This is a genomic window from Streptomyces argenteolus (assembly GCF_042902585.1).
GTDB classification, from domain to species: Bacteria; Actinomycetota; Actinomycetes; order Streptomycetales; family Streptomycetaceae; genus Streptomyces; species Streptomyces argenteolus.
Genome location: NZ_JBIBEG010000004.1, coordinates 57307 through 81837, shown reverse-complemented (window position 1 = coordinate 81837; position 24531 = coordinate 57307). Strand labels below are relative to the sequence as shown.

General features: G+C 72.5%; 17 protein-coding genes. 14 read left to right on the top strand and 3 right to left on the bottom strand.

Features of this window, described 5'->3' with window-relative positions:
• The first annotated feature begins 398 nt into the window (after window positions 1–398).
• The 11 genes from ACFY8O_RS16390 (at window position 399) to ACFY8O_RS16340 (ending at window position 17439) form a co-directional block, all read left to right on the top strand.
• A complete protein-coding gene (locus ACFY8O_RS16390; protein WP_387902705.1) occupies window positions 399–1817 on the top strand; it encodes a 3-phosphoshikimate 1-carboxyvinyltransferase in 1419 nt (472 codons plus the stop codon).
• The gene (locus tag ACFY8O_RS16385; RefSeq protein ID WP_387902703.1) at window positions 1814–3085 is read left to right on the top strand and encodes an aspartate aminotransferase family protein; all 1272 of its coding nucleotides are present in this window, start codon (window positions 1814–1816) and stop codon (window positions 3083–3085) included. The genes ACFY8O_RS16390 and ACFY8O_RS16385 overlap by 4 nt, the downstream gene beginning before the upstream one ends.
• Window positions 3082–4302: a Coenzyme F420 hydrogenase/dehydrogenase, beta subunit C-terminal domain gene (locus tag ACFY8O_RS16380; protein ID WP_145807069.1), complete on the top strand. Its 1221-nt coding sequence runs from the start codon at window positions 3082–3084 to the stop codon at window positions 4300–4302. The genes ACFY8O_RS16385 and ACFY8O_RS16380 overlap by 4 nt, the downstream gene beginning before the upstream one ends.
• Window positions 4299–5366: a 3-hydroxyacyl-CoA dehydrogenase NAD-binding domain-containing protein gene (locus ACFY8O_RS16375; protein WP_387902699.1), complete on the top strand. Its 1068-nt coding sequence runs from the start codon at window positions 4299–4301 to the stop codon at window positions 5364–5366. The genes ACFY8O_RS16380 and ACFY8O_RS16375 overlap by 4 nt, the downstream gene beginning before the upstream one ends.
• Window positions 5363–7309 (top strand): non-ribosomal peptide synthetase, encoded by a 1947-nt coding sequence (locus ACFY8O_RS16370; RefSeq protein ID WP_387902696.1) that lies wholly within the window; start codon window positions 5363–5365, stop codon window positions 7307–7309. Before ACFY8O_RS16375 ends, ACFY8O_RS16370 begins: the two co-directional genes overlap by 4 nt.
• Window positions 7302–12017, top strand: coding sequence for an SDR family oxidoreductase (locus ACFY8O_RS16365; RefSeq protein ID WP_387902693.1), 4716 nt, complete (start codon window positions 7302–7304; stop codon window positions 12015–12017). Before ACFY8O_RS16370 ends, ACFY8O_RS16365 begins: the two co-directional genes overlap by 8 nt.
• Window positions 12018–12019: 2 nt before the next feature.
• Window positions 12020–13051 (top strand): MupA/Atu3671 family FMN-dependent luciferase-like monooxygenase, encoded by a 1032-nt coding sequence (locus tag ACFY8O_RS16360; RefSeq protein ID WP_145807061.1) that lies wholly within the window; start codon window positions 12020–12022, stop codon window positions 13049–13051.
• Entirely contained in the window at window positions 13048–14376 is a 1329-nt protein-coding gene (locus ACFY8O_RS16355) for a condensation domain-containing protein (protein WP_387902689.1), read from the top strand. Before ACFY8O_RS16360 ends, ACFY8O_RS16355 begins: the two co-directional genes overlap by 4 nt.
• Window positions 14373–15341, top strand: a complete 969-nt coding sequence (locus ACFY8O_RS16350; RefSeq protein ID WP_387902686.1) for an acyl carrier protein — start codon at window positions 14373–14375, stop codon at window positions 15339–15341. The genes ACFY8O_RS16355 and ACFY8O_RS16350 overlap by 4 nt, the downstream gene beginning before the upstream one ends.
• Window positions 15338–15868: a flavin reductase family protein gene (locus tag ACFY8O_RS16345; protein WP_387902683.1), complete on the top strand. Its 531-nt coding sequence runs from the start codon at window positions 15338–15340 to the stop codon at window positions 15866–15868. Before ACFY8O_RS16350 ends, ACFY8O_RS16345 begins: the two co-directional genes overlap by 4 nt.
• Window positions 15869–16005: 137 nt before the next feature.
• Window positions 16006–17439: an MFS transporter gene (locus ACFY8O_RS16340; RefSeq protein WP_387903692.1), complete on the top strand. Its 1434-nt coding sequence runs from the start codon at window positions 16006–16008 to the stop codon at window positions 17437–17439.
• A 188-nt stretch (window positions 17440–17627) separates the two neighbouring features.
• Here ACFY8O_RS16340 and ACFY8O_RS16335 read toward each other — a convergent pair whose 3' ends face one another.
• Window positions 17628–18089: a hypothetical protein gene (locus ACFY8O_RS16335; protein WP_387902681.1), complete on the bottom strand. Its 462-nt coding sequence runs from the start codon at window positions 18087–18089 to the stop codon at window positions 17628–17630.
• A 729-nt stretch (window positions 18090–18818) separates the two neighbouring features.
• Here ACFY8O_RS16335 and ACFY8O_RS16330 point away from each other — a divergent pair.
• From ACFY8O_RS16330 to ACFY8O_RS16320, 3 genes are read left to right on the top strand one after another with little or no spacing between them, the layout of a single operon-like run.
• Entirely contained in the window at window positions 18819–20519 is a 1701-nt protein-coding gene (locus ACFY8O_RS16330; protein ID WP_387902679.1) for a glycoside hydrolase family 13 protein, read from the top strand.
• Between the two features lie 58 nt (window positions 20520–20577).
• Window positions 20578–21576, top strand: coding sequence for a TIGR03885 family FMN-dependent LLM class oxidoreductase (locus ACFY8O_RS16325; RefSeq protein ID WP_387902677.1), 999 nt, complete (start codon window positions 20578–20580; stop codon window positions 21574–21576).
• Window positions 21573–23267 carry an alpha-amylase family protein gene (locus ACFY8O_RS16320; protein ID WP_387902674.1) on the top strand — a complete coding sequence of 565 codons (1695 nt, stop codon included), beginning with the start codon at window positions 21573–21575 and terminating at the stop codon, window positions 23265–23267. Before ACFY8O_RS16325 ends, ACFY8O_RS16320 begins: the two co-directional genes overlap by 4 nt.
• A 69-nt stretch (window positions 23268–23336) precedes the next feature.
• Here the strand turns inward: ACFY8O_RS16320 and ACFY8O_RS16315 are convergent, their stop codons facing one another.
• A complete protein-coding gene (locus ACFY8O_RS16315) occupies window positions 23337–23924 on the bottom strand; it encodes a snapalysin family zinc-dependent metalloprotease (protein ID WP_145807046.1) in 588 nt (195 codons plus the stop codon).
• Between the two features lie 435 nt (window positions 23925–24359).
• Complete coding sequence (locus ACFY8O_RS16310) at window positions 24360–24527, bottom strand: hypothetical protein (RefSeq protein WP_387902670.1); 168 nt, start codon at window positions 24525–24527, stop codon at window positions 24360–24362.
• Window positions 24528–24531 lie beyond the last annotated feature (4 nt).

The window sequence follows — 24531 nt, the reverse complement described above, 5'->3', positions numbered from 1 at the left end:
TACCGGTCCAATATCCGGGCTCGGCGCGCCCTCCTGGGGGGTTCTGCCGGGACGTTCCATGACACCCCGCGGGGCCCCCGGGCGGGCTGTCCGGTTGGGGCCAAGTCACGGGGTGGCCAGCGCGAGCCCCTGTGACCCGGTCTCCCGCCGTGACAGTTTGAGCCGGGCCGGTGCGGTGGGGCGGGCAGCACGGGCCCTGCCACACGGCCCACGGCATTCCGCCGGGTACCAGGTACACCGCCCGGCTCCACCGTCCTCACACGTCGGACCCCGGCCGCCCCCGGATCCGCCGCACGGTTCGCAGCGCTGCGGGCCCACCCCCCTTTCAGAGCCCGCAGCGGTGCTGGGTTCCCCCGGCCACCCCGCCGGTGATCCGGGCGTCAGAAGAGGAGTAACCAGTGCCTGAAGTCCAGAGCTTCGCCATGCCGATGACAGAGTCGGCGGACCTCGTGGTGGACGGCGGCAGGACCACGCGATCCGGTGCGGCACACGAGGTCGTCGTGCCGGGCGACAAGTCGGTGAGTCACCGGGCGCTGCTCGCGGCCCTGCTCCCCGGCGCCCCCGCCACCCTCACGGTGCGGGGAGCCAACGCCGGTGGTGCGGTGCGCGCCCTGCTCCCCGCGATGCGCGCCCTCGGCCTCGGTGTCCGTGCCGAGGGCGACGCGCTCGTGGTCCGACAGCCCGTGACGCCCCAGCCGCAGCACGTACGGCCGCATCCGGACATCGACGCCTGGCCCGAGGACGTTCCGTACCTGCACACGGAGGGGTCGAGTGCCGCCGCGCGCCTGCTGATCGGCGTGCTCGCGGGAACGGGCACGCACGCCGTCGTCGACGGTGACGAGGTACTGCGGCACCGGCCCATGGACTGGCTGGTGGACCCGCTGACCGAACTCGGCGCGGACATCACCTATCTCGGCGAGCCCGGCCGACTGCCGGTTCGGACAGCCGGCCCCGTCGACCGCCCGGGCACGGTCGACCTGCGCGTCGGGAGCGCGCAGGCACGTTCCGCCGTGGTGCTCGCCGCGGTGGCGGCCGGGCTGCCGGTCACGGTGCGGCACCCGGTCAGGTCCCGGGACCACACCGAGCGGATGCTCGCCGCGTTCGGCAAGCTGTTGACCGGGACGGAGCGCGAAGTCGTCTGCGGCGACGGCGGATACACCGTGCCCGAGGCCATCGACATCCCCGCCGACCCGTCGCTCGCGGCCTACCCCGTCGCCGCCCATCTGCTCTGGAGCGACGGCGGCGTGCTCCGGATCCCGCGGGTCTGCCTCAATCCGACCCGGCTGGGCTTCTTCGACGTGCTGCGCGCCGCCGGGGCGGACATCACCTACGAGGACCGGCGCACGACCGCAGGCGGAGAGCCGGTCGGAACCGTCGTCGCACGCGGTGGTCTGGACGGAGTCACCTCCGTGCGGGTCGACAGCCCTGCCCTCCTGCACGCGCTGATCGACGAGGTCCCCCTGCTCGCTGTCGTCGCCGCCACCCTTCCCGGTGACTCGTGGATCGGCTGCGCCGAGGAACTGCGCTTCAAGGAGACCGACCGGCTGGCCACCACGGCCCGGATGACCGAGGCCTTCGGAGCCACCGTCGACGTGGCTGACGACGGCCTCCTGGTGCGGGGCGGCTCGGCACTCGGCGCCGGCCTCGTGCCCGGTTTCGAGGACCACCGGATCGCCATGGCGGCCGCGACCCTCGCGATGGCCCTGCCCGGCCGCACCACCGTCGCCGGCGGCGCCTGCCACCGCACGTCGTTTCCCGACTTCGCCGATGTGCAGCGTGCCGTCGGCGCCAGGATCTGCGAGGACAGCAACCGATGACGGAAGTGAAGGCCCCGGTTTCCGAAGCCCGGTCCACCGGCACCGTGCTCGGACCCGAGTTCGCCACGGGCAGCGGCCCCTGGCTCTACACAGAGGACGGCACCGCCTGGTTCGACGGCACGTCGGGCAGTGGTGCGGCGACCCTCGGCCATCAGCACCCCACGGTCACCGCCGCCGCCGCCCGGCAGCTCGGACGGCTCACCCACACCGGCTGCAAACTGGGCTCCGACGCGCGCACCCGGATGGTCTCCGCCATCGGCCGGATCAGCCCGTACGAGGACCCCGCCGTCCTGCCCACCACGACGGGCGCGGAAGCCGTCGAGTCCGCGCTCAAGATCGCCCGGGCCTTCACCGGGCACCGCGCGGTGGTCGCCTTCCGGTACGGCTACCACGGCAAGACCGCGGGGGCACTCGCCCTGACCTGGCGGGACGAGTTCAAGGCCTACAGCGGCCGGACGGCCGGCCCCGTGGTGCGCGCCGAGCTGCCCGACCCGCGACGGCCGCACCCGGACGACGCCCGGGACTTCGCGGCGGCCCTGTCCGCCTCGCTCGACGAGGCCGACCTGCTGGGCGGAACGGCCGCGGTCGTCCTGGAGCCGGTCCAGGTCACCGAAGGCGTCCTGACAGTGGCGTCGGCCCTGCTCGACGAGATCGCCCGGCAGGCGCACAGCCGGGGCGCGCTGCTCGTCCTGGACGAGATCTACACGGGCCTGGGCCGCGCAGGGCGGATGTTCGCCGCCGAGGCGATGACCGAACGGCCCGACCTGACACTGCTCGGCAAGACGCTGGGCAACGGCTTCCCGGTGGCGGCGGTCGTCGGCGAGCGACACGTCGTCGACGCCCTGCCCGCCGGGGTGCAGACCTCCACCTTCTCGGGCCATCCCGTCTCCTGCGCCGCCGCGGTTGCCGTGCTCGACACCGTGGTCGAGGCCGACCTGCCGGCCCGGGCACGCGCTCTCGGCGACCGGCTCCTCGCCGACCTGGGCGCCTTGGCCGAACGGCACCCGTGGATCGGCGCGGTCCGCACCGCGGGCGCGCTCGCCGCCTTCGACTGCGTACGGGACGGACTGCCGGACCCCGCGCGTGCCCGCGCGGTGCTGCGGGGGGCCCTGGACCGGCGGCTGCTGCTGTTCGGGGGCGGACCGGAAGGGGCCAGCGTCAAGATCGTCCCGCCTGTGCTGCTCGACGACGAAGCGTACCGATATCTGATGAACGGTCTGTCGGCCGCGATTGCCGAGGCCGAATCCTGTAGTGAGGAATCCCTGTGACGTTCCAGCAACTGCAGAAGGACGTACTCGACCTCGACCTCTGTACCGTGTGCGGGGCCTGCCAGCTCGCCTGTCCGGAAGCGGTCATCGGCTTCGACGGGCTCGCCCCGGTGCTCACCGCCGCGTCCTGGACGGACACGGACTGCGGTGACTGCGGCGACTGCCTCGACGTCTGCCCCGGCGCCGACCCCGCCACCCCCGTCTCCGAGGAGAGGCTGTTCGGCCGGAGGCGCACCCCCGAGGAGCGCTGGACCGGTGTCTTCACCGAGGTGGTCGCGGGGCACTCGCTCGACCCCGCCGTCTTCGAGGCGTCCGCCAGCGGCGGCACCCTCACCGCGCTCCTGCAGACCGCGATGGCCGCGCTCGACGTGGACGTCGTGCTCTCCATGGGCCGGGATCCGGACGAGCCGTGGCGGGCGGCCCCCGCGCTGGTGCGGGATGCGGGTCAGCTGACCGAGACCGCCCAGTCCACCTACCAACTGGCCCCTTACCTCGGCGCGTTGCGTCAGGTGATGGAGCAGGAGCCGGACGCCCGGGTCGCGATGACCGGGGTGGCCTGCCACATCCAGGCGCTGCGCAAGCTCCAGGCGATGGACACCGCGGCGGGCCGCTGGGCCCGCGACCACGTGGTGCTGGCGATCGAGCCGGCCTGTTCCTCCAGCACCCGGCCCGAGGGCACCGCTGCCGTGATCCGTGACCGGGCCGAAGTGCCCCTGGAGTCCGTGGTCCGGCTGCGATACCGGGAAGGCGACTACCCGGGCGACATCAGGATCCGTACGGACGACGGGGCGGAGCACCAGGTCGCTTTCTGGCAGGCGGTCAGGGACTTCGCCGGGAACAAGACCTACCGCTGTCTCTCCTGCGGTGACTGGATGTCCGGCCTGGCCGACGTGAGCGTCAGCGACGGCGACCCCAACATCTTCGCCGCGAGCGTGGGCGGCGGGGACCAGGCCAAACACGGAAGGGTGTTCATCCGCACGGCGGCCGGAGCGGAAGCGGTCGCCGAGGGAAGGGCCCGTGGACTGCTCACGCACAGCCCCGTGGACCTCACGGGCCTGAACCTCGGGCTGGAGCGCAAGCGTAACCGGCGTGCCTCGTACGAGAGATCGGGCAAGCCCACCCCCATGGGCCCCATCCCCGGCTTCCGGGAGGACCTGGAGATCGTCCCTGACGAGCGCTGGATCGCCGCCCCCACGCCCACGGAGGAACAGCGATGACGGCCCCGCCCGCCGCCCGTGCCCTGCGCACCCGCCGCCTGGTCGCCAAGGGCGCCCCGCTCCCCGTGCTGGAGGAGACCGACTGCCCCGCACCCGGCTGCGGCGAGCTGCGCGTCCGCGCCGCCTACAGCCTGGTCAGCCCAGGCACCGAACTGCATTACCTGGACCGCTCCGCACGCACCGGCGAACGCTTTCCGCTCGGTTACTGCTCCGCCGGCGTCGTCGAAGCCGTCGGCCCTGACGCGCCGGGCTTCGCCCCCGGTGACCGGGTCATTGCGATGGGATGGGGCGAAGCCGTGCACGCCGGCGTGATCACCGCCGGCTACCGGCTCTGCCGCAAGGTCCCGGACGGGCTCGGGCTCGCCGACGCCGTGGTGGCCAATCTGGCCGCCACCGCCGTCCACGCCGTCGACCGTGCCGGGCTCGCTCCCGGCGACGAGGTCGCCGTGGTCGGGGCGGGCATCGTCGGCCAGCTCGTCGCGCAGACCGCCGCCGCCCGCGGCAACCGGGTCACCCTTCTCGACGTACGCCAGGACCGGCTGAAGGAGGCCGCCGCGCTCGGCCTCGACGTCGCCGAGGCGGCCCCGTTCCTGGCCGCCACCCGCACCTGGGCCGAGGGCGGCCGGTGTGTGCTGCTCTGCGGCACCGGTGACGCCGACGAGACCGTCGCCGCGGCGGCCCGCTGGGCGGGCCGCGCCTTCGGACGGCCCCGGCTGGTCGGGGTCGGGCGGTTCTCCGCCCGGGTCGAGTTCAGCGTCGAGCTGGGCAACCTGGACATCCGGTACGCGGCCCGCTGCGGCGCCGGATACCGCGACGCCGCGTACGCGCGCGGCCACGCCGAGGTCACAGCGCCGGACGGCGAGGGCACCGTCACCGAGAACCTCCAGCGGGCCCTCGACCTGATCGTCTCGGGTGGTATCCGGCCGGCCGCGATGCGCCTGCCGCGCTTCCCGCTGGACCGGGCCGGCGAGGCCTACGCCGAACTGCGAGCGAGGCCCGCCCATCCGGCGGTGCTCTTCTCGCACCGCACCGGCGACCGACCCGAGGAGCACCGCGCACCGTGACCACCGACATTCCGTCCGGCGCCCCGGACACCGGCCACCGACCGTTCCCCGCCGCCGAGCGGGCCGGGACCCTGGCCCACCGCTTCCTGGAGACTGCCGCCGCGTACCCCGACCGGGACGCGGTCGTGACCCCCGCGACCCGGTGGACGTACCAGGAGACCGACCGGCTGTCCGCCCGGGTGGCCGCCGGGCTCGCCGCGGCGGGCCTGCGCCCGGGCGAGCGGGTCGCCCTGCTGTTCTCGCACGGTGCCGAGATGATCGCCACGCTCCTCGGAGTGCTGCGGGCCGGCCTGTCGTACGTACCGCTGGACGCCGCCTACCCGGAACCGCGGCTCGCCTACATGGCCGAGGACTCCGGGGCCCGCGCCCTGGTCACCGTACGGGAGAGCCTGGCGTCGGCCACCGCGCTCGCCCAGGGCCGGCCCGTGCTCGCCTACGAGGACCTGGTGCTCCACGACGAGGGTCACCCGGTGGTGCGCGCGACGCCGGACGGCGAGGCGTACGTGCTCTACACCTCGGGCTCCACCGGCCGCCCCAAGCCCGTGGCCCAGGTACACCGCAACGTGCTGCACCACACCCGGGTGTGGACCGACGGCTTGCGGATCGGGCCCGGGGACCGGTTGACCCTGCAGTCCGCCTACAGCTGGGACTCCGCCGTTCAGGACACCTTCGCCGCTCTGCTCAACGGTGCCGCCCTGTATCCCGTCGACCTCAAGTCGCTGGGCGTGAGCGGTCTGCTGGAGTGGATGGCGCGGGAGAGCCTCACCGTCTATCACTCGACCCTGCCCGTCTTCCGGGCGCTCGTGCGGGCCATGGAATCGCGCGCCACGGCTCTCCCGGCGATGCGCGTGCTCGCCCTCGGCGGTGACACCCTGCACCTCAGCGACCTCGACGCCTACCGGCGTTCCTTCGGGCCGCACTGCCGGATCGCGGGAGCCTACGGCTCCACCGAGTGCTCGTGCGCGCTGCTGCGCGTCGAGGACCCCGGCTACCGCCCGCCGACCGGTGTCTTCCCTCTCGGCCTCCCCGTGGTGGGGACCACCGTCCGTCTCCAGGACGGCGAGGGGAGGACGGTCGAAGGGCCCGGCGAGGGCGAGATCGTCGTCCTGAGCCCCTATCTGGCACCCGGGACCGTCGCTGCGGACCTGTCGTACCGCACCGGCGACCTGGCGCGGAGGCTCGCCGACGGCACCCTGCTGCTCATCGGGCGGGCCGACTTCCAGGTCAAGATCTCCGGCATCCGGGTCGAGACCGGCGAGGTGGAGAGCGCGCTCAAGGAACTGCCGCAGGTCCGCGAGGCCGTCGTCATGCCGTTCACCGACCGGCTCGGCGAACGCCAGCTGGCCGCCCACCTGGTGGCCGAACCCGGTACCCGGCCCACAGCCGCCGGGTTGCGGGCAGCGCTGCGGGGCGTCCTCCCGGACCACGCCGTACCCACCGCGTACGTCCTGCTCGACGAACTGCCGCTGACCGCGAACCACAAGATCGACCGGAAGGCACTGCCCGATCCGCTGACGGCGGCGCGGAGCGCCGACGACACCGGCCCGCGTCCCGCCGGCTCCCTCGAACGCGCCGTGGCGGCGGCCTGGCACGAGGTGCTCGGTACCACGGGCGCCGGTCCCGACGACAACTTCTTCGACCTCGGGGGCACGTCGCTGCGCATGGCGGCCGTGCACGAACGGCTGACCCGGACCGTCGCCCCCGGACTGCGGATGACCGACCTCTACCGGGCGCCGACGATCCGGAGCCTGGCCCGGCTGATTTGGCGGGCCGCAGGGCCCACCGGGCCGAGCAGCGAGGACGCCGCCGGCGGCACGGCGCGCGGCGCCCGCCGCCGCACGGCCCGCCGCCCACGCCGCCCCTCGACCGGCGCCGCCCCCTTCCTGACACTCCCGCCTCCCGGCGGGGACCGAACCATGGCCCCTGGAGGGACCCGTGACTGATCGCGCGTACGACGACGCAGCCCTGGACGGCCGGATCGCCGTCGTGGGCCTGGACTGCCGACTGCCGGGGGCCCGTGACCACGCGGAGTTCTGGCGCAATCTGCTCGCCGGCACCGAGCAGATAGCCGACGTGGACGAGGACCTGCTGAGCGCTGCCGGGGTCGCCCCTGAGGCGTTCGCCGACCCCCGCTACGTGCGCCGCGCCTCGACGGTCGCGGACGCCGACCTGTTCGACGCGTCGTTCTTCTACCTCAGTGCCCGCGAGGCGGAGCGGATGGACCCGCAGCTGCGGATGTTCCTCCAGTGCTCCTGGGCCGCCCTGGAGCACAGCGGTCACGACTCGGAGCAGTACCCGGGCCGGATCGGGGTCTTCGCCGGCTCCCTCAGCAGCACCTACCTCCTCAACAACGTGCTCACGGGGGAGAAGGGCTTCAACGGGTCGATCCGGCGGATGCGCCAGGACCTGCCCACGATGATGGGGAACGACCCCAACTACCTGGCCACCAGGGTCTCCTACCACCTCAACCTCACGGGCCCCAGCATCTCGGTGCAGACGGCCTGCTCGACCTCCCTGGTCGCCGTGCACACCGCGGTCCAGAGCCTGCTCTCCGAGGAGTGCGACGTCGCCCTGGCGGGGGGAGTCGCCCTGCGCTTCCCCCAGGAGGCGGGGTACCTCCACGAGTCCGACGGCATCGCCTCGGCCTCCGGAACGGTCCGGCCGTTCGACGCCGGGGCCGACGGCACCGTCTTCGGAAACGGGGCCGGCGTCGTGGTCCTCAAGCGCCTGGCCGACGCGCTCGCCGACGGCGACACCGTCTGGGCGGTGGTCCGGGGTTCCGCCGTCGGCAACGACGGCGCCGACCGGGCGGGCTACCCGGCGCCCGGAGTCTCCGGGCAGGCCGCCGTCCTCGCCGAGGCGCTGGCCGTGGCCGACGTGGAACCCGCCGAGGTCAGCTACCTGGAGGCGCACGGCACGGGCACCAGGATGGGCGACCCGATCGAGCTGTCCGCCGTGGCGCAGGCCTACGCCGCCGACGGCGCGCAGCCGCTCACCATCGGCTCGGTCAAGGCGAACCTGGGCCATCTGAGCGTCGCCGCGGGCGTCACCGCCTTCATCAAGTGCGTCCTGATGCTGCACCACCGCACCCTCGTGCCCACCCCGCACTTCACCGGGTGGAACCCGGAGTGCGCCGTGGAGGGCACCCGCTTCCGCGTGGGCACCGCCGTCGAGCCCTGGGAGGGCGGCGACGGCCCCCTGCGCTGCGCCGTCACCTCCACGGGCATGGGGGGCACCACCGCCCACGTCATCCTGGAGGAGGCCCCGGAGAGCGGCGTCCGCCCCCGCGCCCACGCCGCGCCCGTGGTGGTGCTGCCGGTCTCCGCGAAATCGCCCGCCGCGCTCCAGACGGCGCGTACCGCGCTCGCCGACCACCTGGAGGCCACGGCCCCCGCCGAGGCGGGCCCGTCCGGCGACACCGGTCTCGACGACACGTCGTACACCCTCGCCACCGCGCGCCGCACCTTCAACTACCGGGCCGTCATCACCGCCCCGGACCGGGAGACCGCCGTACGGGCACTGCGCAGCGCGGACCCGCGCCACACCCACCAGGACTCCGGGCAGCCCGCCGACCGGCCCGTCGTCCTGCTGCTCCCCGGCCAGGGCACCCAGCACCCCGCCATGGGCCAGGGCTGGTACGAGCACCTGCCGGTCTTCCGCGCCACCCTGGACGAATGCGCCGAACTGCTCCTGCCCCACCTGGGGCTCGACCTGCGTGACGCGCTCTATCCCTCCCTGCGCGGCGGCGGCGCCCCGTCCCCCGACCTGAGTCTGGACCGCACCCGCCTCACCCAGCCCGCCCTGTTCGCCGTCGAGTACGCCCTCGCCCGGCAGTGGCAGGAGTGGGGCATCCGCCCCTCCGTCCTCGTCGGACACAGCGTCGGCGAGTACGTCGCCGCCACCCTGGCCGGGGTCTTCCGGCTGCCGGACGCCCTGCGGATCATCGCCGAACGCGGCCGCCTGGTGGACGGGCTTCCGGGCGGCGCGATGGCCGCGGTGATGCTGCCTCCCGACGAACTGGCCGGGTACCTCGGCGACGACGTCGCGCTGGCCGCGGTCAACGAGCCCGCCGTGTGCACCGTCGCCGGGAGCCGCGAGGCGGTGCGCGAGCTGACCACCCGCCTCACCGCCGACGGTGTCGCCCACCGCAAGGTCACCACCTCCCACGCCTTCCACTCGCCGATGATGGACCCCGCCGTCGGCCCGCTCACCGATCTGCTGCGCTCCGTCGAGCTCAGCCGCCCGCAGACACCGTTCCTGTCCAACCGGACCGGAACGTGGATCACGGACGAGGAGGCCACCGACCCCGCGTACTGGGGCGGCCACCTGCGTGACACCGTCCGCTTCGCCGACTGTCTCGCCACCCTCCTCGCCGACGGCGACCACGTCTTCCTCGAAGTGGGCCCCGGCCAGACCCTGGCCACGTTCACGCGCCGCCACCCGGACCGGGAGACCGGGGTGCCGGTCATCACCTCCGCCGCCCGGGGCCGCGACGCCGGCGCCGACCTCACCGCCGTGCACGCCGCGCTCGGCCGGCTCTGGGCGGCCGGACTGACGGTGGACTGGGCGGGCTTCCACTCCGGCCACGGCCGCGGCCGGGTGCCGCTGCCCACCTACCCCTTCGAGGGCACCCGGTACTGGATCGAGCCGGGCCCGGACACGCTGACCGCGGGCACCGGCCGCAGCGCCGCGGCCCCGGGCGGGAAGCTGCCGCTGGACGACTGGCTCTCGGCGCCCGTGTGGCGCCAGGCCGTCGGCACCCCGGACGCCGCGGCCCGGCCGCTCACGGAACCCGTGCTCCTCTTCGCCGACCCGGACGGCACCGCCCTGCGCCTCGCCGCGCACGCCTTCGCCGGCGAGGTGCTCACGGTGCGCGCGGGTGACGCGTACGGACGCGACGGCGACACCTGGACGGTGCGCCCCGCCTCCGAGGACGACCACAGCCGTCTCGTCGCCGACCTGCTCGGCGAGGACCGGCTGCCGGGCCACGTGGTGCACGCCTGGTCGACCGGGACACTCCCGCCGGAACGCGGCACCGAGCGCTTCGAACGGGCCCAGCAGGCCGGGCTCTACAGCCTGATAGCCCTGGTGAAGGCGCTGAGCGAACACGGCGTGACCCGCCCCGTGCAGCTCGACCTGGTGAGCGCCGGCGCGTACGCGGTGAGCCCCGCCGAGCCCGAGCCGGCGTCCGAACTGGTCACGCTGGCCGTCGCCGCCCGGGTCATCGGCCAGGAGCACGGAAACATCGGCTCCCGCCACTTCGACCTGCCCGCAGGGCCGGACGAGCGGTCGCTGCGCACGCTCGCCGTCGAGCTCGGCTCCTTCCGGCGCCCGGAGGTGGCCGTCACCCTGCGCGGCGCCACCCGCTGGGTCGCCGAGATGTCCCGGATACGCGCGGACTGGACCGCACCGGCCGAGACCCGGCTGAAGGACGGCGGCGTCTACCTGATCACCGGCGGACTCGGTGAGATCGGCTCCACGATCGCGGGGTGGCTGCACCGCGAGTGCGGGGCCCGGCTCGCCCTGCTGACGCGCGAGGCCCTGCCCGCACGCAGTACCTGGGACGCCTGGCTGGAGGACCACCCGCACGACGACGAGACGACGCTGCGGATCGGCCGGCTGCGCGCCCTGGAAGCCGCAGGGGCCACGCCCTTCCTGGTGAACGCCGACGTCGCCGACGAGGACGGGCTGCGTACCGCCGTCGAGAAGGTCAAAGCCCAGTTCGGCGGGCTCGACGGGGTCGTCCACGCGGCGGGCCTGCCCAGCGAGCAGTGGGACCGCGCCATCACCGCGGCCAGTGTCGAACAGTGCCAGTGGCACTTCGTGTCCAAGGCGCACGGCCAGATCGCCCTGGAGAAGGTACTGGCCGACCACCCCGTCGACTTCTGCCTCATGCTGTCCTCCCTCGCCGGTGTGCTCGGAGGCCTGCGACTGCTCGGCTACGGCGCGGCCAACCACTTCATGGACGCGGCAGCCGAGCGCGCCAACCGGGGCCTCGACCGCACCGTCTGGATCAGCGCCGCCTGGGACGTCTGGCAGCACCACCAGGACGAGAAGCGGGCCCTGTCGGCCATCGGCCGCAGCATGGACGACAAGGCCATCCAGCCCGAGGAGGGCCTGGAGACCATCCGCCGGCTCCTGACGCTGCGCGACGTCAGCCATGTGGCCGTCTCCACCTGGGACATCGACTTCCGGCTGGACCAGTGGGTGCGCGACGAGCGCATCGCCAAGCCGGTGGCGGGGGTCCTCGTCACCGGAGCCGACGCGGACGGCGACGCGGGTGACCTCACCGACCAGGTGGCCCGGCTGGTGCGTGACGCCCTGGGCAGCGAGGACATGCCGCTCGACGGCGACATCTTCGAGTTCGGCGGCGACTCGCTGCTGATCGTCCGGCTGCTCTCGAACGTGCGCGAGCAGTTCTCCGTCGAGGTGTCGCTGGCCGACGTGCTCGGCGACCCGACCCCGCGGGCGCTCGCCGGCCTGGTCGGAGACCGTCTCGTGGCCACGGCCGAGGAGGACGACGAAGTCGCCCTGCTGGCACGGGAGCTGGACGGGCTCGACCCGGCCGAGCTCGAACGGCTGCTCGCGGCGGCCGAGACCGACCCGGCCCCCGATGCGACGGCCGTGACCTCTCAGGAACAGGAGCGCTGACGGTGGACTTCAGTCTGATCTTCTTCTCGGGCGACGAGAAGAACAAGTACCGGTTCGTCCTGGACGCGGCCAAGTACGCCGACGAACACGGTTTCACCGCGATCTGGACCCCGGAACGGCACTTCCACCGGTTCGGCGGCCTCTACCCGAACCCCTCGGTGCTCGGAGCCGGCCTGGCCATGGCCACCCAGCGGCTCCAGATCAGGGCCGGCAGCGTCATCCTCCCGCTGCACAGCCCGATCCGCGTCGCCGAGGAATGGTCCGTGGTGGACAACCTCTCGCGCGGACGCGCCGGCATCGCCCTGGCGACCGGCTTCAGCCCGGTCGACTTCGCCATCAACCCGACCGGCTGGGAGGACCGCCGCAGCCGCACCTTCGACGCCGTGACCACCCTGCGCGAACTGTGGGAGGGGGCCCCGGTCTACGTACAGGACGGCCTGGGCAACCACGTCGAGGTGGAGCTGCATCCGCAGCCCGTCCAGCCCGAGCTGCCGATCTGGCTCACCTGCACCAAGAGCCCCGAGACCTTCGAGGCCGCGGGCCGGCTCGGCTGCAACGTACTGACCGCCCTCATCGACATGACCAACGAGGAGCTGGAGGAGAAACTGGCGCTGTACTTCAAGACCCTCCAGGAGTACGGACACGACCCGGAGGGCGTCACCGTCACGCTGATGCTCCACACGTTCATCGGGGACGACCTCGACGAGGTCCGCGAGACGGTCCGGGAGCCCTTCAGCGACTACCTGCGCTCCTTCTTCACCGTCATCGACTCGCAGAAGAAGAACCTCGCACCAGGCGCGGGCGTCCGCGACATGACGCAGAGCGACCAGGACCAGCTGATCGAGTTCGCCTTCGACAAGTACTTCGAGAAGGGGGCCCTGCTCGGCACCCCGGACTCCTGCGGGGCGGTGGTCGACCGGTTCAAGGGGATGGGCGTCACCGAGATCGCCTGCCTCATCGACTTCGGCGTCGACGAGGACCTCGTCGTACAGAGCCTGAGCCACCTCGACGAGCTGCGCAGGCGGTACGCATGAATGACGCGCTCGCGACCCGCCTCGCGGCACTCGGGCCGGAACAACGCGCCCGGCTCCGCGCCGCTCTGCCGCAGCAGCGGCCCGACAGCGGTGAGCTGACACCTGGCCAGCTGCGCCTGTGGCAGGTGCACCACCAGGTGGAGGGCCGCCCGGTCGACGTGGTGTGCCAGGCCGTCCGGCTGAGCGGCGCACCGGTCGACCTCGGGCTCCTGGCCGAGCGGGTGCGCGGCTTCGTGACGGCCCACGAGGCGCTGCGCACCACCTTCGAGACCTCCGGTGACGGCACGGTGCGCCGCGTCGTCCACCGGGAGCTCGCGCCGCGCCTCTCCCGCATCCGTTGCGCCGACGAGGCCGAGGCCCACGCCGCAGCCGGACGCCTCGCGGCGGAGCCGTTCGACCTGGCCACCGGGCCGCTGCTGAGGGTGGCCCTGGCAGAAGGGCCGGCAGCGGGCCTGGCATGGGTGCTGGTCGCCGTGCACAACCTGGTCTTCGACGCCTGGTCGTTCGAGCTGCTGCTCGACGAACTGGCCCGGGAGACCGCCACGCCCGCCCCCTCCCGGCCGTTCGGTTCCTTCGTCCACGACCAGGCGAGCTGGCTGCGAGGGCCCGACGGCCGGGCCGGCGCGGCACACTGGGCCGCCGAGACCGCGGACGCCCCCGCACCGCTGCCGACGGACCGGCCCCGCGACGGGCGGACCCGGCGGACCGGCAAGCGGATCGGGTTCACCCTGCCCGCGTCCGTCGCCGACGCCGTGGCGGCGTCCGCGAAGAAGGAGGCGGCCACCGCCTACACGGGCTGGCTGGCAGTCGCCTGGGCCGCGTTCGCGGAGTTCGGCGGCAGCGAGGACACCCTGCTCGGCACCTTCACCACCGGCCGGAACCGGCCGGGCACCGAGACGGTCGTGGGCTATCTGCTCAACGTCCTGCCGGTACGGCTGCGGGACAGCGGCACCGGATCCCACCGCGACCGGGTCCGCGCCGTGCGCACCGCCACCCGCGCCGGACTGAAGCACGCCTCGTACCCCGGGGAACTCATCGACGCGGGGCGGCGCGTCGCCGGCACCCACCCGCTCCTCGACGCCGTCTTCGTCTTCGACAACCTCGGCGCGGACGAGCGGCGTATCCAGGGCGCCCACGTCACCACCACCGACCTGGACAAGGGCACAGCGCGGTTCGACCTGACCCTCGCCGTCTACCCGGGACCCGACGGGGTCGCCGGATGGCTGGAGTTCGACACCGGACTCTACGACGAGGCCACCGTGCGCCGCCTCGCCGAGCGGTTCACGGCCCTGGCGCACACCGTGGCACAGGAGGCGGACCAGTGATCACCGCACGGTTGTGCGCCCCCGCCTACGAGCTCGGCGAATGCGCCGATCCCGTGGCGGAGCTGCCCGAGATGCTGGCCGACCCCGCGGCCGCCGCCGAACTCACCGCGCCCGCGGCCGGATTCCACACCTACCGTTGGTCGGACGCCGACGTCACCGAACTCATGGCCCTCGCCGTGGGCCGCACGCTCGCGGAGGCGCGGGTGCCGGGGGGCGACGTCGACATGGTCATCCTGGCGACGGACTCGCTGCCGCGCGACCGCACCGCCCACCGGGACGTGGCCGAACTCCTCGACGGGACGGGCATCGACCGGGCCACCGTGCTCACGATGGGACTCATGGACTGCGCCACGGCCATGGTCGCGGTGGGCACGGCGGCGTCCTACGTGCGCGACGGGACGGCCCGCAACGTCCTGGTGGTCACCGGAGACCTCGCCGACCGGGCGACCGGCGGGGCTCGGATCGTGGCCGGCGGCGCGGCGATCGCGAGCGACGCCGCGGCATCGGTCCTGGTGTCCGCCACCGCGCCCGGGCTCCCCGTCCGGGGCATGGCCCACCACTCGGCACCCGAACTGAACCTGGGCGGCGGGCCGCAGCAGCAGCTGCTGTCCCGGATCACCGCTCACCGCGCGTTGTTCGCCCGCCTCGCAGACCGGGCCGGAACGGGCCTCGGCACCGTGCGGTCCGTGCTGCCCAGCAACTTCGCCCGCAACGTCCTGACGCTGTACCTCTCCGAGGTGGGACTCGGCGACAGACTGTCGCTCGGCAACGTCGGCCGGATCGCCCACTGCCTCGGCAGCGATCCGCTGATCAACCTCGCGGACCGGCTGGCGCAGGGGAAGGACACCACGAGCGGGGCGGCGGACGACGACTCGCTCGTCCTCTTCGGCGCGGGGGTCTCGCACCTCGCGGCCGTCCTGCTCGGTGCGGAGCCGTTGCCTCGGCGGGCGGAAGGAGACCTGTGAGCACCACGGGTGTCGAACCGGCCACGGTCACCGCGGCCCAACTGCGCGCAGCCGCCCGCTGTCTGCCCGCCGGGGTGACGGTCGTGACCAGTGGGCGGGGCGCGTCGGTGCACGGCATGACGGTGAGCTCGTTCACCACGCTGTCGCTCACCCCGCCCCTTGCGTCGTTCTCCGTCAAGGAGGGCGCACGCATCCGCGGCCTCATCGAGGAGTCCGGCGCGTTCGTCGTCAACGTCCTGGCGGCTGAACAGGCATATGTGGCGAAATGGTTCGCCGACCCCGAACGACCCATGGGGACGGGCGGGTTCGCCGACGGCGCCGAACCGGCGGACCCGTCGCCGGCCTGTGGCTTCGTACTGGCCGGAGCGATCGGCTACTTCACCTGCCGCCTCGTGCGGTTCGTCGAGGCGGGCGACCACGTCATCGCGATCGGCGCCGTGGAGCACTGCGGGACGCTCCGGGACGCGCCGCCCCTGGTGTTCGAGGGCGGCGCCTTCCGCACCCTGAGGCCGGTCGCACCGGACTGACCACCCGCTCCGGTCGCTCCCGCCCGCCACCGGCACCCCTCGCCCGTCCGCCCTGTCAGCCGTGCCCGCCGGGCCCCCGGCCCGCCACGGCCCCGTCCCCTAGGAAGACCATGACCCAGCACCTCGACGACGAACTCATGCGTGAGGACCGCTCACCCCGGTCCGCCGCGCCCCTCCCCGAAGCGCCCGCCGCCGGGACACCCGTCCGGCTCTCCCGCCGGGACAGGCTGATCCTCTTCGTGCTGTGCGCCGCACAGTTCATGATCGCCCTCGACTTCTCCGTACTGAACGTGGCCCTTCCGGAACTCGGCACGGACCTCGGTCTCGGGCAGGCTGAGCTGCAGTGGGCGGTCACCGCCTTCGCCCTGCCCTCGGGAGGGTTCCTGCTGCTGTTCGGGCGGATGGGGGACCTGTACGGGCGCCGGAAGCTGTTCCTCTCCGGCCTCGCTCTCTTCGGCGCGGCCTCGCTGCTCGCCACCTTCGCCTGGGACCCCGCCTCCTTCCTCGCCGGACGTGCGCTGCAGGGCGTCGGCGCGGCGGCGATCGTTCCGACCGGCATGTCGCTGCTGACCACCACGTTTCCCGAAGGCCCTCTGCGTGACCGGGCACTGGGCATCAGCGGCACGCTGCTCTCGCTCGGCTTCACCACCGGGATGGTGCTGGGCGGCGTCCTGACCGACACCCTCGGCTGGCGCTCGACGATGGCGCTCCTCGCCCTGTTCGCCCTGATCGTCCTGCCGCTCGCCCCTGCCCTGCTCAGCGAGTCCCGGCGGCCCGAGCGGCCCCGCCTGGACGTGCCGGGCGCGGTCACCGTCACCGGCGGTCTGCTCGCGCTGATCTACGCCCTGTCGACTGCCGCGGACCGGGGCTTCGGCGGGAGCGACGTGCTGGCGGCGCTCGTCCTGGGCGTGGCGCTCCTGGCCGCGTTCGTCCTGGTGGAGTCCCGTACTGCCGAACCGCTGGTCTCGCTGCCGATGCTGAAGCGCCGCACGGTGGCCTGGGGCAATCTCGGCGGTCTCGTCACCTTCTCGATGATGAGCACCGTCGTCTTCGCCATGACGCTGTACTTCCAGGATGTTCTGGAGCTCTCGGCGTTCCAGACCGGACTGGTCTTCGGCTTCCAGGGCACGGCGGCCGCGGTCTCCGGCAGTTACGTCCCCAAGGTCCTCGGCCTCCTGGGGGCCCGCTGGACCCTGGTCGCGTCCCTCGCCGGGCAGGGACTTTCCGTGGCCGGGCTGCTCGTCGTCGGAACCGAGAGCTGGAGCGTGTGGCCGGCGGCCCTCTGCCTCGCACTGGCCTGCGTATGCAACCTCGGAGCAATCGTCTCCTACGGCCTGACGGTCACCTCCGGCGTGCCCGACGAAGAGCAGGGCCTTGCCACCGGACTGGTGACCTCCACACAGCAGGTCGGCATCACCGTGGGCATCCCCCTGCTCGGAGTCGTCGCCACGACGACCTCGGACCGGCTGTCGGGCGTCCACACGGTCCTGGCGATCGACGCGGCTGTCGTCCTGGCCACCGCCGCCCTGGTCGCCTTCGGCCTGGGCCGCGCCCGTCCCGCAAAGCACTGACCGGGGGCCTCCGACACCCCGGGCGCGGCCGGCACCACGCCGGCTCCGCCCGGGGCAACCAGTGAGACGCCTCGAGCAGTGTCCGACGACGTTGCGGTCTTCGCGCGGAACGCGCGGTCACGCCCCGCCGCTTCCTCGGCGGGCGTTCTCGCGGTTTCCTCAGCGGGGCGTTCTCGCCGTTTCCGTACTCAGCTCGACGGAATCGTCACGACCGTCACCTGTCCATCCATCAGGCATTCGATGAGCACCGAACCGCCAAGCGGGTGGATCCAGAAGTGCGGTCCGGCATCCAGGATGTCCCGCGCGTGTCGCACCGCAACCTCCGCGGGCATGGTCACGGCCGGCATCAGATAGTTGCCCCAGATGACAGCGATCCGCTCGCCCCGCTGTACATAGGAGGAAAGCAGCACCGCCGCCATCCTCGTCCAGTGCTCCTCGTCGTCCCACCAGAGGCGCTCTGTGAACGGAGTGGACCCGAAGTCGATCACGTCGCCGGAAGCAGCCGGAAACCTGCTGAGCGTCGCTGCGGCCAGTGCGCGGTTCTCGGCGAGATCCAGCTTCATCACCTGCCGGCCGTCATCGTCACGGGGGTCATTCATGAAGTCCGGAAGGTACTCCGGATGACTCCCATAAGAACTACCGTCGGTCATACGTTCCGTCCTCAACGACGTCGAACCACTTCCGTCGGCGAACCTTGTCGCCCACGTGCGAACCGACGCTCATCACCCAGCCGCACACTGACGCCGGGAGCGCTGATCCTGCGGGGCGCAGGCCTCTGCCGAAGCCTCTGCCCGGCCCGCTTCGGCACCTTCGCGCCCAGGACGTCCGCACGCACATCATCACGCACGCGTTCGCATCCCGCCGGGCCCGACCGAGCAGGTGGCATGACGTCCGGACTCCAGGGCTGGAGTACTCGTAGGCCTTTCCAGTACGGGTCCGGAGCCTGAACCGGGCCGTGCTGCCCACTGCTGAGGTCAGGAGTTGAACGGATCGTCTGAAGGTTCCGGACCGGAAGGGCCTGGCGTGATGTGCCAGAGGCGCCAAGGTCCGTGGGTCACGCTGCATACGGCCCAGGTCCGAGGCGAGGGCGCTCCTGCACCCGGCCCGAACACCTCTTGGCGACAAGGGCTACAGCTCGACAGCCATCCGCCCTGTCTCCACCGCCACGGCATCCCGCCCACGATCCCTGAGCGAGCCGACCAGGTCTGCGGAAGCTCGCCGGGAAGGCGCCGGTGCGCGCGGGGACGGCCCCCAGCAGGTCGGTTCGTCCTGGGGGGAGACGGGGCTCCCGGCCGGCGATGCCGCCCTGACCGGTATGGCCTCAGCCCCCGGGGAAAGGAGAGTCACATTCCCCACTCCCGGGCGAGAGGAGTCCACCGATGGCAGCCGACGACATGGGGCACGCCGAGGACGCGTGGTGGCGGTCCGCGGTGGTCTACCAGGTCTATCCGCGCAGCTTCGCCGACTCCGACGGTGACGGAGTCGGCGACCTGGACGGTCTCACCGGACGCCTGGACCATCTGTCCGGGCTCGGCGTCGACGTGCTTTGGCTCTCGCCCGTCAACCCGTCCCCGCAGGCCGACAACGGGTACGACATCAGCGACTACCAGGACATCGACCCCGTCTTCGGTGACCTGGCGGCCTTCGACCGGCTGCTGGGCGCCGTGCACGAGCGCGGGATGAAACTCGTCATGGACCTGGTCGTCAACCACACCTCCGACGAGCATCCGTGGTTCCAGGAGTCACGCGACCCGGCGAGCCCGAAGCGCGACTGGTACTGGTGGCGTCCGCCACGTGAGGGACGCGAACCCAACAACTGGGGCTCCTTCTTCTCCGGTTCCGCCTGGGAGCTGGACGCCGCGAGCGACTCGTACTACCTCCATCTCTTCTCGCCGAAGCAGCCCGACCTGAACTGGGAGAACCCCCGGATGCGTCGGGCCGTGTACGCGATGATGCGCTGGTGGCTGGACCGGGGCGTGGACGGCTTCCGGATGGACGTCGTCAACCTCATCTCCAAGGACCCCACCCTGCCCGACGGCGAGGTGCACGAAGAGGGGCCGTACGGTGACGGCTCGCCCTACTTCGTCTGCGGCCCCCGCATCCACGACTACCTCCAGGAGATGCACCGCGAGGTGATCGCCCGGTACCCGGGCCGGCTGCTGACCGTGGGGGAGATGCCCGGGGTGACGGTCGAGCAGGCCCGCCTGTTCACCGACCCGGCGCGTGCCGAGCTCGACATGGTCTTCCAGTTCGAGCACGTAGGGCTCGACCACGGGCGGGGCAAGTTCGATCCCCGCCCGCTGCGGCTCACCGACCTCAAGGCCTCGCTCGGCCGCTGGCAGTCCGGCCTCGCCGACGTCGGGTGGAACAGCCTGTACTGGAACAACCACGACCAGCCCCGGGTGGTCTCCCGGTTCGGCGACGACGGACCGAGCCACCGGACCCGGTCCGCGACGATGCTCGCGACCGTGCTCCACCTCCACAGGGGCACGCCGTACGTCTACCAGGGCGAGGAACTCGGCATGGCCAACGCGCCCTTGCGCACCATCGAGGACTTCCGGGACATCGAGTCCCTGAACCACTACACGGAGGCGCTGCGCGCGGGGGCGGAACCCGAAGACGTCCTCCCGGGACTACGGGCGATGGGCCGCGACAACGCCCGTACACCCATGCAGTGGGACGCGTCGCCGCATGCGGGGTTCACCACTGGCACCCCGTGGATCCCCGTCAACCCGGACCACACCGAGATCAACGCCGAAGCGGCCCTCGCGGATCCCGGCTCCGTCTACCACCACTACCGCCGGCTGATCGCCCTCCGGCACCAGGAACCGGCCGTCGTGCACGGCGACTTCACGATGCTGCTGCCCGACGACGAGCGGATCTACGCGTTCACCCGCCGGTACGGCCGCACGGTGCTCCTGGTCGTCGGGAACTTCACCGGCGACACGGCCTCCGCCGTGATGCCCGCCGGATGGGACGGTGCCGAACTCGTCATGGGCAACGGCCCGTCGGTCCCCCCGCGGCCCGGCCGCCTGGTGCTCGCCCCGTGGGAGGCGCGGGTGCACCGGCGCGACGACTGAGCGGAGCGGGCGGGGGACGCCGCCCGATGATCCCTGCGGTACCGGGTACGCGGATCCCATGACCGCCTATGGATTCCACGCCTCCCATGAACAAGTACCTCCCGCCGACCTGCTGGCAGCCGTCGTGCGCGCGGAAGGCGCGGGCTTCACCGCCGCGATGTGCTCGGACCACTTCTCACCGTGGAGCGTCCGGCAGGGTGAGTCCGGCTTCGCCTGGTCCTGGCTCGGCGCGGCGCTCCAGGCCACCGACAGGATCCCCTTCGGAGTGGTGAACGCCCCAGGCCAGCGCTACCACCCGGCGATCGTCGCGCAGGCGATCGGCAGCCTCGCCGCGATGTACCCGGGCCGCTTCTGGGCGGCGCTGGGAAGCGGCGAGGCGTCCAACGAGCACATAACCGGCGACCGTTGGCCGCGTAAGGACGTCCGGAACGCGAGGCTGCGCGAGTGCGTCGACATCATCCGGGCGCTGCTGCGCGGCGAGGAGGTGAGCCACGACGGGCTGGTGACCGTGGACCGGGCCCGGTTGTGGACCCGTCCGGAGACGGTGCCACCCTTGGTGGGGGCCGCGTGCAGCGAGGCGACCGCGCGGTGGTGCGCGGAGTGGGCGGACGGCCTGATCACGGTGAACGCGCCGCGCGAGACACTGCGCCGGATCGTGGACGCCTACCGTTCGGCGGGCGGCGTCGGAGAGCTGCGCCTCCAGGTGCACCTCAGCTGGGCCCCCGACCTGGAGACCGCCCAGGAACTCGCCCACGACCAATGGCGCACCAACGTGCACGGTCCGCCCGCGAGCTGGGACCTCGACTCCGCCGAGGTGTTCGACAGCGTCAGCGAGCACGTCTCTCCGGACAGGGTCGCGGAGTCCGTCAACATCTCCGACGACCTCGGCCGGCACGCGGCCTGGCTCCAGGAGTACGCCGACCTCGGCTTCGACACCGTCATGCTGCATCACGTCGGCAAGGAGCAGAGCGCCTTCATCGACGCGTTCGGCGCGAAGGTGCTGCCGCAGCTGGATGTCACCAGGCCCCCGGCCGCCGTCGCGGAGGGTGTCCGATGAGGCTCACCCGCACCTCCGACCTGTGGTGGAAGAACGCGGTCGTCTACTGCCTGGACGTGGAGACGTACCAGGACTCCGACGGCGACGGCACCGGCGACTTCGCGGGCCTGACACAGCGGATCGACCACTTGGTGCGCCTCGGCGTCACCTGCGTGTGGCTGATGCCGTTCTATCCGACGCGGGAGCGTGACGACGGCTACGACATCACCGACTTCTACGCCGTCGATCCCCGGCTCGGCACGCTGGGCGACTTCACCGAGTTCGTGCGCACCGCCCGCGACCGGGGCATCCGGGTCATCGCCGACCTGGTCGTCAACCACACCTCCGACCACCATCCGTGGTTCCGGGACGCCCGCTCCAGCCGCACGTCGAAGTACCGCGACTGGTACGTCTGGTGCGACAGCCCGCCGGAGGACGGCCCTGAGGGTGTGGTCTTCCCAGACGTCGAGAAGAGCGTGTGGGAGTACGACGAGACCACCGAGCAGTACTACCTGCACCGGTTCTACAAGCAGCAGCCCGACCTCAACGTCGCCAACCCGGCGGTCCGTGACGAGATAGCGCGCATCATGGGCTTCTGGACGCAGCTCGGACTGTCGGGATTCCGGGTCGACGCGGTGCCGTTCCTGCTGGAGACCGACGGCCAGGAGGACGCGGACCGGCTGCCCGACCCGCACGAGTACCTCGCCGACCTGCGGGCCTTCCTCGGGCGTCGCAGCGGTGACGCGGTGCTGCTGGGCGAGGTGAACCTGCCCTACCCGGACACCGCGAAGTTCTTCGGCGACCCGGAGTCCTCCCGCGGTGACGAGCTGACCATGTGTTTCGACTTCATCGGTATGCAGCAGATGTACCTGTCGATGGCGCGGGGCGAGGCGGCCCCTCTGGCGGCGGCTCTCCGGGAGCGCCCCGCGGCGCCCCGCGACGCGCACTGGGCGACGTTCGTCCGTAACCACGACGAGCTCACGCTCGACAAGCTCGACGACGACGAGCGGGCCGAGGTGTTCGCCGCCTTCGGCCCCGACAAGGACATGCAGCTCTACGACCGGGGCCTGCGCCGCCGCCTGCCGCCGATGGTCGGCGGTGACCGGCGGCGCGTGGAACTGGCGTACAGCCTGCTCTTCTCCCTGCCCGGCACACCGGTGCTGTTCTACGGCGAGGAGATAGGCATGGGCGAGAACCTCGCCGCCGAGGGCCGGCAGGCCGTCCGCACCCCGATGCAGTGGACGCCCGACAAGAGTGGCGGTTTCACCGCAGGGGAGGGAGTGGAGCTGCCCAATCCCGTCGTGACGGGCGCGTTCGGCCCGGCGAAGGTCAACGCCCACGACCAGGCGCACGACCCGGCTTCGCCGCTGGGCCGGATGCGGACGCTGATCGAGCGTTACCGGGAGACCCCCGAGCTGGCCTGGGGCGACTACCAGGTCATCGACGCGGACGATCCGGGCGTGCTGGCCCACCTCAGTTCGCTGGAGGGCGGCGCGGTGCTCGTGCTGCACAATCTCTCCGAGCGGTCCGTCACCGCCTCCGTCGAGGTGCCGGGCCTGAGGGGCGGCCGGCTGCTCACCGATGTCTTCACCGGCGACACCCTCAAGTCGGCGGCTGCCGGCCTCGTCGATGTCGCGCTCGACCCGTACGGCTACCGGTGGCTGAGGGTCAACACCCCCCTTGACGACCCGGATCGGGCGACAGCGGTGTGATCCCACGCGCGCGAGGTGTCCGGCCGCACGCAGTGGGCCCGACACCTCGCGCGATGGTCCTCCCGACGGCTAGGGCGCGTCCACCAGAGTGCGGCCGTCGGCGGGAACGAGCGAGGCGAGGCCGCCGGCGTAGGCGGACTCCACGCGGGATCGTTCAGTCGCGTTCGGAACCGCGTTCGTGCAACTGGTGCCCGCGGCCGACCCGGACATCAGCTGGGAGCACGGGCCGGGCTTGGTGTCCGGCAGGCCCAGGCTGTGCCCCATCTCGTGGGCGGCGATGCGGGTCTTGTCGTAGCCCTGGGCCACCGCCTGGCTGCCGAGTTCGACACGCACCTGGCCCCCCGGGCGCACCGGTCCGAGTGTCGCCTGCGGCCAGCCAGTGGTGGCGACGATCTGGATCTCGGCCCGGGTGCCGGCTGCGGCTTCGACGAGCCTGACGTTGCTGACGTTCCGGTTCCACGAGGCGACACCGGCGGCGATCGCCGCTTCCCAGCCGCCTGCGCGGCTGTCGTCGTAGTGGAGTGTCACTACGGCAGACGCGCTTGTTGCTGCGGTCGACTCGGGTGCGGGCGCGGGTGCGGCCTGGGTTGCTGTCGCTGTGGCCAGGACGACCGCGAAGGCGGCGCCGGCCGCCTTCAGCCATGGGGAGTGCAGCATTGCTGTCCCTTCACTCGTGGGGGACTCGGCTCGCTCCGAACCGAGAGTGGGGAGAGGCCGCGACCGGCGGAGTGGCCGGTCGCGGCTTCTTCGAGGACCTCAGAACTATGCCCATCGCTCCGTGCTTATCATGCCCCTGTCATGAAGGAAGGGCCGGAAAGGAGCGGTGCGGACCCCGTCGGCGGTCCGGGGCGGGCTGCCTGCGCCGTGTGAGGCAGCGCTCATGACCCCACACGAATGCGGCCCGTTCGGACACACGCCCCGTGAAGCCCTGGCGATGCGGCGTCACCCTGCGCGGGCGATTCCTCGGTGGAGCTACGGATGCGTCGCTCCGTAGGCCGAAATGTGTCATTCCTCAGGCTCGGCGTAGTCGTTTGCAGCAGCAGGCGGTGAGGCCGACAAGGGGGACGGCGTTCGTGTCGATGGTTGAGTCGGCTACCCGGTCACCCGGGACATGGCGTGTTCGATGCCCCATCTGGCGCGGCCTGAGCGTTTGCCGGACTGGATGCGCTTGCGGGCGATACGGACGCCGATGTGCTCGGCACGGACGGGGTGGAGATGGGTGACACCGCCACCGGCGCGGTGCTCTTCGAGCTCTTGCATCCGC